The 12,046-nt window shown below is 70.3% G+C and carries 13 protein-coding genes; 5 read left to right on the forward strand and 8 right to left on the reverse strand.

Annotated elements, in window-relative coordinates:
* Positions 1–55: 55 nt before the first annotated feature.
* From dapF to miaA, 3 genes are all read right to left on the reverse strand, one after another.
* The gene (gene dapF, locus SAVERM_RS12895; RefSeq protein ID WP_010983910.1) at positions 56–925 is read right to left on the reverse strand and encodes a diaminopimelate epimerase; all 870 of its coding nucleotides are present in this window, start codon (positions 923–925) and stop codon (positions 56–58) included.
* Between the two features lie 323 nt (positions 926–1,248).
* Positions 1,249–1,776 (reverse strand): hypothetical protein, encoded by a 528-nt coding sequence (locus SAVERM_RS12900; protein WP_037650098.1) that lies wholly within the window; start codon positions 1,774–1,776, stop codon positions 1,249–1,251.
* Positions 1,777–1,884: 108 nt separating this feature from the next.
* Positions 1,885–2,823, reverse strand: coding sequence for a tRNA (adenosine(37)-N6)-dimethylallyltransferase MiaA (gene miaA, locus SAVERM_RS12905; RefSeq protein WP_010983912.1), 939 nt, complete (start codon positions 2,821–2,823; stop codon positions 1,885–1,887).
* 269 nt (positions 2,824–3,092) lie between these two features.
* Between miaA and SAVERM_RS12910 the strand changes: the two genes are divergently transcribed.
* Both SAVERM_RS12910 and SAVERM_RS12915 read left to right on the forward strand, forming a co-directional pair.
* Positions 3,093–3,371, forward strand: a complete 279-nt coding sequence (locus SAVERM_RS12910) for a hypothetical protein (protein ID WP_306292873.1) — start codon at positions 3,093–3,095, stop codon at positions 3,369–3,371.
* A gap of 24 nt (positions 3,372–3,395) precedes the next feature.
* Positions 3,396–3,671 (forward strand): antitoxin, encoded by a 276-nt coding sequence (locus tag SAVERM_RS12915; RefSeq protein WP_010983914.1) that lies wholly within the window; start codon positions 3,396–3,398, stop codon positions 3,669–3,671.
* A gap of 144 nt (positions 3,672–3,815) precedes the next feature.
* Here the strand turns inward: SAVERM_RS12915 and SAVERM_RS12920 are convergent, their stop codons facing one another.
* The 3 genes from SAVERM_RS12920 to SAVERM_RS12930 all read right to left on the reverse strand — a co-directional run bounded on the left by SAVERM_RS12920 (position 3,816) and on the right by SAVERM_RS12930 (position 6,721).
* A complete protein-coding gene (locus SAVERM_RS12920; protein ID WP_010983915.1) occupies positions 3,816–4,535 on the reverse strand; it encodes a class III extradiol dioxygenase subunit B-like domain-containing protein in 720 nt (239 codons plus the stop codon).
* 69 nt (positions 4,536–4,604) lie between these two features.
* Positions 4,605–6,131: a tRNA (N6-isopentenyl adenosine(37)-C2)-methylthiotransferase MiaB gene (gene miaB / locus SAVERM_RS12925; protein WP_010983916.1), complete on the reverse strand. Its 1,527-nt coding sequence runs from the start codon at positions 6,129–6,131 to the stop codon at positions 4,605–4,607.
* Between the two features lie 113 nt (positions 6,132–6,244).
* Entirely contained in the window at positions 6,245–6,721 is a 477-nt protein-coding gene (locus tag SAVERM_RS12930) for a pyrophosphohydrolase domain-containing protein (RefSeq protein ID WP_010983917.1), read from the reverse strand.
* Between the two features lie 112 nt (positions 6,722–6,833).
* Between SAVERM_RS12930 and SAVERM_RS12935 the strand changes: the two genes are divergently transcribed.
* Positions 6,834–7,832: a TAXI family TRAP transporter solute-binding subunit gene (locus tag SAVERM_RS12935; RefSeq protein WP_010983918.1), complete on the forward strand. Its 999-nt coding sequence runs from the start codon at positions 6,834–6,836 to the stop codon at positions 7,830–7,832.
* A 22-nt stretch (positions 7,833–7,854) separates the two neighbouring features.
* Here SAVERM_RS12935 and SAVERM_RS12940 read toward each other — a convergent pair whose 3' ends face one another.
* Entirely contained in the window at positions 7,855–9,261 is a 1,407-nt protein-coding gene (locus tag SAVERM_RS12940; protein WP_010983919.1) for a sensor histidine kinase, read from the reverse strand.
* A 9-nt stretch (positions 9,262–9,270) separates the two neighbouring features.
* The gene (locus SAVERM_RS12945) at positions 9,271–9,957 is read right to left on the reverse strand and encodes a response regulator transcription factor (protein ID WP_010983920.1); all 687 of its coding nucleotides are present in this window, start codon (positions 9,955–9,957) and stop codon (positions 9,271–9,273) included.
* 312 nt (positions 9,958–10,269) lie between these two features.
* Here SAVERM_RS12945 and SAVERM_RS12950 point away from each other — a divergent pair, with 312 nt between their 5' ends.
* Positions 10,270–11,046 (forward strand): amino acid ABC transporter ATP-binding protein, encoded by a 777-nt coding sequence (locus tag SAVERM_RS12950; protein ID WP_010983921.1) that lies wholly within the window; start codon positions 10,270–10,272, stop codon positions 11,044–11,046.
* A 116-nt stretch (positions 11,047–11,162) separates the two neighbouring features.
* Complete coding sequence (locus tag SAVERM_RS12955; protein WP_010983922.1) at positions 11,163–11,996, forward strand: glutamate ABC transporter substrate-binding protein; 834 nt, start codon at positions 11,163–11,165, stop codon at positions 11,994–11,996.
* The last annotated feature ends 50 nt before the right edge of the window (positions 11,997–12,046 follow it).

Consider the following 12,046-nt stretch of genomic DNA (forward strand, 5'->3'; position numbering starts at 1 on the left):
GCGCTTGACGGCTTCCACAGCTGCCGAAGGCCGCAATGTCTTACGGCCCGGCGCCTCAGAGGGCCGCGTTTTCCAGCCACTCCGCGTCGATCTCGCCCTCGGCGACAATCACCGCGGGGCCGGTCATCTCGATCTCGCCGTCCGGGCGCTCGGTGATCACCAGCGTTCCGCCCGGGAGATCGACGGTGTACGTCGCCGGGGTACCCGTCACCGCGGGGTCCGCGCCGTCGCGGCGGGCGGCGGCGACGGCCACGGCGCACGCGCCCGTGCCGCACGAACGGGTCTCGCCCGAGCCCCGCTCGTGGACGCGCATCGCGACGTGGCCGGGGGCGCGGTCGATCACGAACTCGACGTTCACCCCGTCCGGGTAGGCGGTCGGCGGACTGAAGGGCGGCGGGGCGAGCAGGTCGCCCGCGTGCGCGAGGTCGTCGACGAAGGCGACCGCGTGCGGGTTGCCCATGTTCACATTGCGCGCGGGCCAGCTGCGCTCACCGACGCTCACCGTGACGTCCCCTTCGGGGAGGAACGCCTTGCCCATGCCGACGGTGACGTCGCCGTCCTTGGCGATGTGCACGGTCTTCACGCCGCCGCGCGTGGCCACCGCGAGGTCGCCTTCGGTCACATGTCCGGCCCGCTGGAGGTAGCGCGCGAACACCCGCACTCCGTTGCCGCACATCTCGGCGACCGAGCCGTCGCCGTTGCGGTAGTCCATGAACCACTCCGCCTCGGCGGCCATCTCCCTGGCCTCCGGATGGGCGGCGGAGCGCACGACGTGCAGCACGCCGTCGCCGCCGATGCCCGCGCGGCGGTCGCACAGGGCGGCGACGGCGGCCGGGGGCAGGTCGATGGCGTTCTCGGGGTCCGGGACGATCACGAAGTCGTTCTCAGTGCCGTGACCCTTGAGGAAGGCGATCCGCGTGCTCATCCCTCGATCGTAAAGGGTCGGTACGACATTCCGGCGAGCGGTCGGACAGACGGTCCGATCGGCGGCCGTGGGGTGTCGGTGGTGTCGGCCCGGCAGGCGGATCGGCACAGCCATGGGCAGGCGGCCCCGCAGGCGTATCGGAGTAGCCATGGGCCGTCGATCCCGTAGACGCATCGGGCAGCCGTGGGCATCAGGTCGCCCCGTCGGCGATCGGAGCAGCCGGGCCGTCGGTCTCGCGGGCGGATCCGATCACGCGGCAGGCGGGTCCGGCAGACGAACCGGGTTGCCCCTGAGCAGTCGCTCCGGTAGGTGGATCGGGCCGCTCAGCGCAGCCGCGCCACGCGCCACACGGCGAGCACGACGACCGCGGCGACGACGACGGCGTACGCGATCACGACCCGCCAGTCCACGCGGCGGCCGGAGCCGCGCTGCGGCAGGCCCGGCCAGGTGTAGCCCACCCGGCGGGCGGCCATCATGCCCCAGCCGGCGGCGCAGGAGCAGATCAGTAGTCCGAGCATGGCGACCACGGCACCGCCGTCGCCGAACTCGAAGGCCAGCGGGAAGGCGAACATCAGCGAGCCGACCGCGGCCAGCGCCACGATGGGCGCGAGCTGCCAGATCCGCAGCCGGCGCTGGGGACGCAGCTCGACCTCGACCTCGGGTCCCGGGGACATCTCTTCCGGTTCCGGTCCGTCGGCGGTCACGCCTCCCGGCGGCTGCTCATCGGGCCCGTCCGGGCTCAGCAAAACTCCGTCGGGCTCCAGTCGGTACCCGTCGGCGCCCAGCTCGTCCCCGCGTTCCGGGGTGTCCTGCTCCGCGCCTTGTGCGGTATCGCGAGGGCCGGCCTCCATCGCCACGCGCCCTCCCAACTCGGACTCCACTTGGTCGATCGAAGCTCGATGATGGCACGCCGCCGGAGGCGCGGATGACGGCCGGAGCGTCCCGATGCCATGACGTGATCAGGCTGTAACCGGTCGTTCGACCAACATCAGTGCGAGCTGCGGAAGTTCTGTGAGATCCGCCGCAGCCCCACTGAGCCAATGCACCCGGGGGTCGCGCCTGAACCATGAATCCTGACGGCGCGCGAAGCGCTTGGTGGCACGTACGGTCTCGGCGCGCGCTTCGTCCTCGGTGCACTCCCCGGCGAGCGCCGCGAGTACCTGCTGGTAGCCGAGCGCACGCGATGCCGTACGCCCCTCACGCAACCCCTGCGCCTCCAGCGCGCGCACCTCGTCGACGAGGCCCGCCTCCCACATCCGGTCGACCCGGCGTGCGATGCGCTCGTCGAGTTCGGGGCGCGCCACGTCGACCCCGATCTGGACGGTGTCGTAGACGGAGTCATGGCCCGGCAGGTTGGCTGTGAAGGGCCGGCCGGTGATCTCGATCACCTCGAGGGCCCGGACGATGCGGCGGCCGTTGCTGGAGAGGATCGCGTGGCCGGCCTCGGGGTCGGCGGCGGCCAGGCGGGCGTGCAGCGCCCCGGGGCCGCGCAGCGCGAGCTCCTCCTCGAGCCGGGCCCGCACCTCGGGGTCGGTGCCGGGGAACTCCAGGTTGTCGACGGCCCCGCGCACGTACAGCCCGGAGCCGCCCACCAGGATCGGCCAGCGACCCTCGGCGAGCAGGGCGTCGATGCGGGCGCGGGCCAGGCGCTGGTACTCGGCGACGCTGGCGGCGACGGTGACGTCCCAGATGTCCAGGAGATGGTGCGGGATGCCGCCGCGCTCCTCGGGCGTCAGCTTGGCGGTGCCGATGTCCATCCCTCGGTAGAGCTGCATGGAGTCGGCGTTGACGACCTCGCCGTCGAGACGCTGGGCGAGGAAAACGCCCAGATCGGACTTTCCTGCCGCGGTCGGTCCGACGACGGCGATGACGCGGGGGGCGGGGGGTGCGCTACTCACTGCCCCAGTCTCGCAAACCCGAAGACCACTCCTCGAACGAGCTACGTGACGGCACGGGTGCGGGGTCGTTGCCTGTTGCGAGGTTCCGGCCGCCGGTCTCGGGAGCCGGTGACCCGGGCGATGCAAACGGACGCACCGGGCTACGCGGGATTTCGCCCGTACGAGTAACGTATGGAGTGGATATGGGCGTTTTTGCACGACTTCTCCGGAGGTCGAAGGCTACGAAGGAGGCGTCGACCGCCGAGGCGGAGGCCGTGAAGGTGACGGCCGTGAAGGTGACAGCTGAGCCTGTGGCGAAGGTGACGGAGGAGGCGAAGGGTTCCGAGGCCGATGCCAAGGCAGACAACAAGGCCGGTGCCAAGGTTGCGGAAAAGGTTGAGGTCGTAGCCGAGTCCGAGGTCGAGGGCGAGGCGACGAAGGCCGAACCCGAGCCCGAGGCCTCGACGGAGGACACCGCTCAGTCCGTCGGCGAGAGCGTCGAGATCCCCAAGCAGCAGTCCGCCGAGGAAGCCGCCGACAGCGACACCGGCGAGGACGCCCGCACATAGATGCCCCGCGAGGGAAGGTGAACCATGAGTCTCCTGGAGAATTTGAAGGCCAAGCTCGCCCCGGCCAAGGACAAGGTGTCGGACCTCGCGCAGCAGCACGGGGACAAGGTGGAACGTGGTCTCGACAAGGCCGCGAAGATGGTCGACGAGAAGACCAAGGGCAAATACAGCGACAAGATCCATACGGGGACGGGCAAGGCGAAGGGTGCCATGGACCGACTCGCGCACAAGGACGGCGGATCGCCGGGCGGTGGCGCGACTCCACCGCATGATGCGCCTGGGCCCCCCACGGCTTTCTGAACTGAACAGCACATCGGCGGACGGCCGCGGAGCGCTCGGCTCCCGGCCGTCCGCCGTGTGCGCGCCCGCGCGGCCCGGGCCGGCCGCGTCACGCAGGCGACCACACCAGGCCTAGCAGGCACTTCGACCAGGCCGAGCAGGCGACTACGACCAGGCCGCCACCAGGTACCCCACCCCGTACGGCGCGTCGTCATAGAGCAGCGATCCGCCGAGACCCGCGCCCTCGGCCGCGCCCGCGAGGACCTGCCAGGGGGCCCGGCCGGAGGCCTTCAGCTCGTACGCCAGCTCCGCGTCCAGCCCCTTGAGGGCGGTCACGTCCGCAGCCCCCAGTGCCCGCGCGACCTCCGCGTCGAAGCCCGCCGCGCGCTCGTCGAGATAACCCGGCGCCTTGAGCGTCCGGCACGCGCTGGCATCGCCCATCACCAGCAACGCCGTCCGCTCGACCCGCGCGACCAGGCCCTCCCCGGCCTCGATGCACCGCTCGGCCGCGAGGGTCTCCCCCACACCGAGGCCTTCCACGGCGGCGTCGGACCAGCCGGTCCGCTCCAGCAGCCACGCCGCGACGGCCAGCGAGGGCGGAAGCTCACCGTGCGAGGCCGCCGGTGCCGCCCGGTCCCCGCCCAGTCGTACGTCGAGGTCCACGCCGAACCCACGGAACGAACCCCGCGTGCCCTCCGGGTGCGGTCCTCGCCCGCTCTGCTCGGCGGGCCCGAGGACCACCAGCCGGTCGGGACGCGCCGCGGCGAGTACGCCCAGCGCGTCCGTGCAGGCGGCACGCGCGGCGTCCAGCTCGGGCGCGGCGCCCGTGGCGACCTCGGGCACGAGGAGGGGCGGACAGGGGCAGACGGCGGCGGCTACAAGCATGATCGGCAGCGTACGCGGTCGCCGTCTGATCGTCGCCGGGCCCGCGGCGGGCCGTCCGGCCCGCCCGGGTCAGTCGCAGCCGCAGCCGCTGCCCGTGGCGACCGGCAGCGGCTCCGGTGCGCCGATCTTCGGCAGCCCCAGCATCACGCCCGCCGGCTTCGCCGCCTCGGCTGTCTTCTCGATGTGTCGCTTCTCCCAGGCGTCCCCCGCGCGCGTGCGGCGCACGTTCAGCACGGGACCCTCGGCGAGCAGGTGGTGCGGAGCGGCGTAGGTGACCTCGACGGTGACGACGTCGCCGGGGCGCACTTCCTCGTCGGGCTTGGTGAAGTGCACGAGGCGGTTGTCGGGGGCGCGGCCGGACAGGCGGTGCGTGGCGCCGTCCTTGCGGCCCTCGCCCTCGGCGACCATCAGCTCCAGGGTGCGGCCGACCTGCTTCTTGTTCTCGTCCCAGGAGATCTCCTCCTGGAGGGCGACGAGACGCTCGTAGCGCGCCTGGACGACCTCCTTGGGGATCTGGTTCTCCATGGTGGCGGCCGGGGTGCCGGGGCGCTTGGAGTACTGGAAGGTGAAGGCCTGTGTGAAGCGCGCCTCGCGCACGGCGTGCATCGTCTGCTCGAAGTCCTCCTCGGTCTCGCCGGGGAAGCCCACGATGATGTCGGTGGTGATGGCCGCGTGCGGGATGGCGGCGCGCACCTTCTCGATGATCCCGAGGTAGCGGTCCTGACGGTACGAGCGGCGCATCGCCTTCAGGACGGTGTCCGAGCCGGACTGCATCGGCATGTGGAGCTGCGGCATCACGTTCGGCGTCTCGGCCATGGCGGCGATGACGTCGTCGGTGAAGTCGCGGGGGTGCGGGGACGTGAAGCGGACCCGCTCCAGCCCGTCGATCTGACCGCATGCCCGCAGCAGCTTGCTGAACGCCTCGCGGTCGCCGATGTCGGAGCCGTACGCGTTCACGTTCTGCCCGAGCAGCGTGATCTCGGAGACGCCCTCGCCGACCAGCGCCTCGATCTCGGCCAGGATGTCACCGGTCCTGCGGTCCTTCTCCTTGCCGCGGAGCGCCGGGACGATGCAGAAGGTGCAGGTGTTGTTGCAGCCGACGGAGATCGACACCCAGGCCGCGTACGCGCTCTCGCGGCGGGTCGGCAGCGTCGAGGGGAACGCCTCCAGCGACTCGGCGATCTCGACCTGGGCCTCTTCCTGTACGCGGGCGCGCTCCAGGAGGACGGGCAGCTTGCCGATGTTGTGCGTACCGAAGACGACGTCCACCCAGGGCGCCTTCGTCACGATGGTGTCGCGGTCCTTCTGCGCGAGACAGCCGCCGACGGCGATCTGCATGCCGGGGCGCTTCGTCTTCATCGGGGCGAGCCGGCCCAGGTTGCCGTACAGGCGGTTGTCGGCGTTCTCGCGGACGGCGCACGTGTTGAAGACGACGACGTCCGCGTCCCCGTCCGAGCCGTCGGGAGCGCGCACGTAACCGGCGTCTTCGAGGAGCCCGGAGAGCCGCTCGGAATCGTGGACGTTCATCTGGCACCCGTAGGTGCGTACTTCGTATGTCTTGACGCCCACTGGCTGGCTCCGGTCGATGCTGCTCATGCCATAAGGGTAGGTGGTGTCCGCACCGCGTCCCGCCCCGGAGCCGCGAGAACAGCCCGCAGCACGTGGTCGAGCAGTTGCCGCCCTGCTCCTCGTGATCCCCCAAGGCCCCGCTACACCGCCGCGGGTCCCCACCCTTGACGGCGGAGGATCGCCCCGACGTCCGGCGCGCGGTAGTGGTCGCCCTTGAGGACCTTGCCGTCGGCCCGGCGGACGGCGCGGCCGTCGGGGCCCAGCTTGGTCATGTTGGCGCGGTGCACCTCGGCGATCACCTCGTCGAGGTCGATCCCGTGGACGAGGGCCGTGCCGTACGCCACGTAGACGACGTCGGCCAGTTCGTGCGCGAGCCGGTCGAGCGGGCCGGTGACGGACACCTCGGCGACCTCCGCCGCCTCCTCGGCGAGCAGCTCACCACGGTGCGCGGCCAGCTCCGGGGAGACCTCGGTCGGCACGGTGCGGGCATCCAGGCCGAAAGCGAGGTGGAACGCGCGGACCAGGGAGGCGGGAGAAGCGGGAGCGGCAGGAGCGGCAGGAGCGGCAGGAGCGGCAGGAGCGGCAGGAGAAGCGTGCGAGAGGGGCGCGGAGTCCATTCGGCGACCCTATCGATCGCATCGATCACCCACGGCCGCTTCGGCCGTGCTCTCGCCCTCCTTCGAGCCCGGCCCTGGCCAGCGGAGCGTGCGGGCTGGCAGGATCGCGCGCATGTTCCAGGCACTCCCCCGTCTTCGCAGGCGCCATGCGCTGCTCGGCTCGACGGCCGCTTTCGTGGTGTTCGGGCTGCTGCTGTGGTGGCTGCTGCCGCTGGGCGAGGAGTCACCGGGCGGCACGGTCACGTTCAGTACGGGCACGCCCACCGGCGTCTATCAGAAGTACGGCAAGCTTCTGAAACAGGCGATCGCCAAGGACATGCCGAAGCTGGATGTCACGCTGCTGGACAGCGACGGGTCGCAGGAGAACGTGCGGAAGGTGGCGACCGGGAATGCCGACTTCACCATCGCGGCGGCCGACGCGGTGGCGACGTACGAGCTGGCGCGCAAGCCGGGAGCCGACCGGCTGCGTGGCTGTGCGCGGCTGTACGACGACTATGTGCACCTGGTGGTGCCGCGTTCGTCGTCCGTGCAGTCCGTGGCGGACCTGAAGGGCAGGAAGGTGGCCGTAGGGCCGAGCGGCTCCGGGGTGCGGCTGATCGCGGAGCATGTACTGAAGGCGGCCGGTCTCGACGCGGAGAAGGACATCACACCGTCGTCCGAGGGCATCGCGGCCATGCCGGGGCTGCTCGAACAACACAAGATCGACGCGTTCTTCTGGTCGGGCGGGCTGACCACCAGTGCGATCACCGAGCTCTCGAAGGGCTTCGACATCCGGCTCGTGCCGATCGGCAGCACCCTGGTCAAGAGGCTCCATGAGCAGGGCGACTCGTCCAGCTACTACCGGGCGGCCGTGATGCCCGCCGATGCCTATCCCCTGGCCCAGCAGGGCTCGTCCGTGCAGACGATCGCGGTCGCCAACCTCCTGATGACCCGGGAGGACATGGACGCGACCCTGACCGAGCAGCTGACCCGTACGGTGATAGACAGCCGTGACCGCATCGGCTCCCAGGTGCACGCGGCCCAGCTGGTGGACCTGCGGACGGCGATCTACACGGATCCCCTGGCGCTGCACGAGGGCGCGAGCCGCTACTACCGCTCGGTGAAGCCGTAGCGAACCGGCTCTCCGGGCCCCGTCAGGCCGTCGGCACCGTCCTCGGCACCGTCACCGTCACCTTCAGTCCGTGCGGCTCGTGGTGCGCGTACGAGATCGTCCCGCCGCCCGCCGCGAGCAGTGCCCGCGAGATGGACAGGCCGAGGCCCGAGCCCTTGATGTTCTGGTGGCCCGCGCTGCGCCAGAAGCGGTCGCCGACGCGCGCGAGTTCCTCGTCGCCGAGGCCCGGGCCGCCGTCCGTGACGACGACCGACGACACCGCGCCGTTGGACGTCACCTCGACCTCCACGCTCTCTCCCTCGGGCGTGAACTTCAGCGCGTTGTCGATGACCGCGTCGAGGGCGCTGGAGAGAGTGATGGGGTCGGCCCAGGCCGTGGTGGCCGGGCAGGTCCCGGCCAGTCGTACGCCGTTGGCGGCGGCGACCGGCCCCCAGGCGGCGACGCGCTCGGCCGTCAGCTCGCCGATGTCGGTGAGCCGCAGGTCCGCCTCGGCGTGCTCGGCGAGCGCCAGGTCGAGCAGGTCGTCGAGGACCTGGGCGAGGCGCTTGCCCTCGGTCTGCACCGAGGCGATCTCCTCGTTGCCCTCGGGCAGTTCGAGGGCGAGCAGTTCGATGCGCAGCAGCAGCGCCGACAGCGGGTTGCGCAGTTGGTGGGAGGCGTCGGCGACGAAGGCGCGCTGCTGCTCCAGGACGTCCTCGACGTTGTCCGCCATCTCGTTGAACGACCGGGCCAGGCGCCGCAGTTCCGGCGGTCCGCCGGCGGCCGCCACCCGGGACTTGAGGCGTCCGGTGGCGATGTCGTGGGTGGTGGCGTCGAGGACGCGTACGGGGCGCAGCACCCAGCCCGTCAGGCGCAGTGCGGCGCCGACGGCCAGCAGCATCGCGGCGATCTCGCCCGCCCCGATGAGCAGCCAGCCGTGCTGGGTCTTGGAACGCATCTGCCCGGTGGGCGAGTCGGTGACGACGACGGCGATGACGTCGCCGTCCCTGATGACCGGGGAGGCGACGACGAGCCGCTTGTGCTCCCAGGGCCAGACCTGCTCGGGGTCGTGGCTGCGGCGGCCCAGCCGGGCCTCGTCGAACGCGTCGCGCCCCTCGCCCCGTTCGGGCAGGTACCAGTTCTGGGGCGCGTGGGCCATGGGCGCGTCGTCCAGGTAGAAGACGCCGGCCTGGATGCCGTACACGTCGTGGTACATGGCGAGTTCCTTGCTCAGCGTCTCGCCGCGTTCGTCCGTGACGGCCACCCGGGAGCCGGTGGGCCGGTCGGTGACGAACTGCGCGAGGGCCGCGAACCGCGCCGTGTCGTCTATGCGGTCGACGACGACCCGCTGCTGCTGCGCCGCCGCGATGCTCACGGCCAGCGGGAAGCCGAGCGCGAGCAGCACGGCCGCCATCAGGACGATGAGCAGCGGGAGGAGACGTGTGCGCACCCGGCCCCGCTACGCGGCCGGGGCGACGAGCCGGTACCCGACGCCGCGCACGGTCTCGATCAGCGCGGGCATGCGCAGCTTGGAGCGCAGGGAGGCGACGTGCACCTCGAGGGTGCGCCCGGTCCCCTCCCAGCTGGTGCGCCACACCTCGCTGATGATCTGCTCGCGGCGGAACACCACGCCGGGGCGCTGGGCCAGCAGCGCGAGCAGGTCGAACTCCTTGCGGGTCAGTTGGACCACCGAACCGTCCACGCTGACCTGGCGGGTGGGCAGCTCGATGTGCACGGAGCCGAGGCGCAGCGCGGTCTCGGCGGCCGCCCCGCCCTCCTCGTGGGCGTTGCGCCGGCTGACGGCGTGGATACGGGCGAGCAGTTCTCCGGTGTCGTACGGCTTGACCACGTAGTCGTCGGCGCCGAGGTTGAGGCCGTGGATGCGGGAGCGTACGTCGGAGCGCGCGGTGACCATGATCACCGGGGTGCTGGTGCGCTTGCGTATCTTGCCGCAGACCTCGTAGCCGTCCTGGTCGGGCAGGCCGAGGTCGAGCAGGACGACGCCGAAGCCGGAGCTCTCGGGGACGAGCGCCTGAAGGGCCTCCTCGCCGTTGCGGGCGTGCGTGACGGCGAAGCCGTGCCGCGCCAGCACCGCGGACAGGGCGGCGGCGACATGGTTGTCGTCCTCTACGAGGAGCAGTCGCATCCCGGCCCCCTCCGGTTCATCGGTCGTACGGTCTCTGCTTGCACTCTGATAGCTCGGGTTCTGTACAAAAAGCGCGCACACGCGCGTGTGCACCATGGCAGTGACGCCGATGAATCAGGACGGCGTCAAGAGGGTTCTGGTTGCGGACGGCTTCCGTTATCCAGCCGGTACGCACCCTGAGCACACCCCTGCTACGACACGTGTCCGATTGCTACCGGATCGTGATGCTCAAGTTCCCCTCAGATGTAATGACGCTGGTCGTACGGCGTTACTACTGTCCTCCGAAACCGAGGAGGACGGAGCCAGTTAGCGATGACCGAAGTATCGGTGGCCAAGGACGCCGTGGCCGCGACCGACGAACTGGTCGTCCTGAAGAGCGTCAACAAGCACTTCGGCGCGTTGCACGTGCTCCAGGACATCGATCTGACCATCACCCGTGGTGAGGTCGTCGTGGTCATCGGGCCCTCCGGGTCCGGGAAGTCCACCCTGTGCCGCACCATCAACCGCCTGGAGACGATCGATTCGGGCGACATCAGGATCGACGGCAAGGCGCTGCCCCAGGAAGGCAAGGAGCTCGCCCGGCTGCGCGCCGATGTCGGGATGGTGTTCCAGTCCTTCAACCTCTTCGCGCACAAGACGGTGCTCGAGAACGTGATGCTGGGCCAGGTCAAGGTCCGCAAGGCCGACCGGAAGAAGGCCGAGGAGAAGGCGCGCGGTCTGCTCGACCGCGTCGGCGTGGGCACGCAGTCCGACAAGTACCCCGCGCAGCTCTCCGGCGGTCAGCAGCAGCGTGTCGCCATTGCCCGCGCACTGGCGATGGACCCCAAGGTCATGCTCTTCGACGAGCCGACCTCGGCGCTGGACCCCGAGATGATCAACGAGGTCCTCGAGGTCATGCAGCAGCTCGCGCGCGACGGCATGACCATGGTCGTCGTCACCCACGAGATGGGCTTCGCTCGTTCGGCTGCCAACCGAGTCGTCTTCATGGCCGACGGCCGGATCGTCGAAGAGGCTGTGCCGGATCAGTTCTTCAGCAATCCCCGCAGCGATCGGGCCAAGGACTTCCTGTCGAAGATCCTTCACCACTGAGGGCCTGCTCGAAGAGCCTTCACCACTGACGATCTGCGCCACCCGCCCCGCTCGTGCGGTGCGCGCCACCGGCGGCCCACCGCCGGTCTCTCTTCACCACACAAAGGATGTTCACCATGAAGCTCCGCAAGGTCACCGCAGCCTCGGCCGCCGTGCTCGCCCTCGCCGTCACGGCCACGGCCTGCGGCTCCGACGACAAGGACAGCAGCTCCTCCGGCGGCGACAAGAAGATCACCATCGGCATCAAGTTCGACCAGCCCGGCATCGGCCAGAAGACGCCGCAGGGCTACTCCGGCTTCGACGTGGACGTCGCCACGTACATCGCCAAGCAGCTCGGTTACAAGGCGGACCAGATCGAGTGGAAGGAGTCGAAGAGCGCCGACCGCGAGACCATGCTCCAGCGCGGTGACGTCAAATTCATCGCCGCCTCGTACTCGATCACCCCGGAGCGCCAGGAGAAGGTCGACTTCGCGGGCCCGTACCTGCTGGCCCACCAGGACGTCCTGGTCCGTGCCGACGACAACTCCATCAAGTCGCCGTCGGACCTCAACTCCAAGAAGCTGTGTTCGGTGACGGGCTCGACCTCGGCGCAGAACGTCAAGGACAAGCTCGCCCCGAAGGCCAACCTCCTGAAGTACCCGACCTACTCGGCGTGCCTGACCGGTCTGCAGAACAAGGCCATCGACGGGCTGACCACCGACGACTCGATCCTCGCCGGTTACGCCGCGCAGGCCAGCTTCAAGGGCAAGTTCAAGCTCGCCGGCTTCAAGATGACGAACGAGAACTACGGCATCGGCGTCAAGAAGGGCAGCGATCTCAAGGCGAAGATCAACACCGCCCTGGAGAAGATGGTCTCGGACGGTGCCTGGGAGAAGGCCGTGACGGCCAACTTCGGCCCGGCGAACTACAAGAACGAGCCCGCCCCGAAGATCGGCGACATCAAGAAGTGACGTAGGGCCCCAGGGGTGCGCCGTCCTCGGGGGACGGCGCACCCCCTCGC

It is taken from the genome of Streptomyces avermitilis MA-4680 = NBRC 14893, from assembly GCF_000009765.2.
Lineage (GTDB): Bacteria > Actinomycetota > Actinomycetes > Streptomycetales > Streptomycetaceae > Streptomyces > Streptomyces avermitilis.

Excerpts from the sequence above, each read along its gene's own strand:
- SAVERM_RS12920 (WP_010983915.1), bottom strand. The coding sequence starts at position 4,535 with ATGCTTGTAGCCGCCGCCGTCTGCCCCTGTCCGCCCCTCCTCGTGCCC.
- dapF (WP_010983910.1), bottom strand. The coding sequence starts at position 925 with ATGAGCACGCGGATCGCCTTCCTCAAGGGTCACGGCACTGAGAACGAC.
- SAVERM_RS12930 (WP_010983917.1), bottom strand. The coding sequence starts at position 6,721 with ATGGACTCCGCGCCCCTCTCGCACGCTTCTCCTGCCGCTCCTGCCGCT.
- miaB (WP_010983916.1), bottom strand. The coding sequence starts at position 6,131 with ATGAGCAGCATCGACCGGAGCCAGCCAGTGGGCGTCAAGACATACGAA.
- SAVERM_RS12915 (WP_010983914.1), top strand. The coding sequence starts at position 3,396 with ATGAGTCTCCTGGAGAATTTGAAGGCCAAGCTCGCCCCGGCCAAGGAC.
- SAVERM_RS12955 (WP_010983922.1), top strand. The coding sequence starts at position 11,163 with ATGAAGCTCCGCAAGGTCACCGCAGCCTCGGCCGCCGTGCTCGCCCTC.
- SAVERM_RS12950 (WP_010983921.1), top strand. The coding sequence starts at position 10,270 with ATGACCGAAGTATCGGTGGCCAAGGACGCCGTGGCCGCGACCGACGAA.
- SAVERM_RS12900 (WP_037650098.1), bottom strand. The coding sequence starts at position 1,776 with ATGGAGGCCGGCCCTCGCGATACCGCACAAGGCGCGGAGCAGGACACC.
- SAVERM_RS12935 (WP_010983918.1), top strand. The coding sequence starts at position 6,834 with ATGTTCCAGGCACTCCCCCGTCTTCGCAGGCGCCATGCGCTGCTCGGC.
- SAVERM_RS12945 (WP_010983920.1), bottom strand. The coding sequence starts at position 9,957 with ATGCGACTGCTCCTCGTAGAGGACGACAACCATGTCGCCGCCGCCCTG.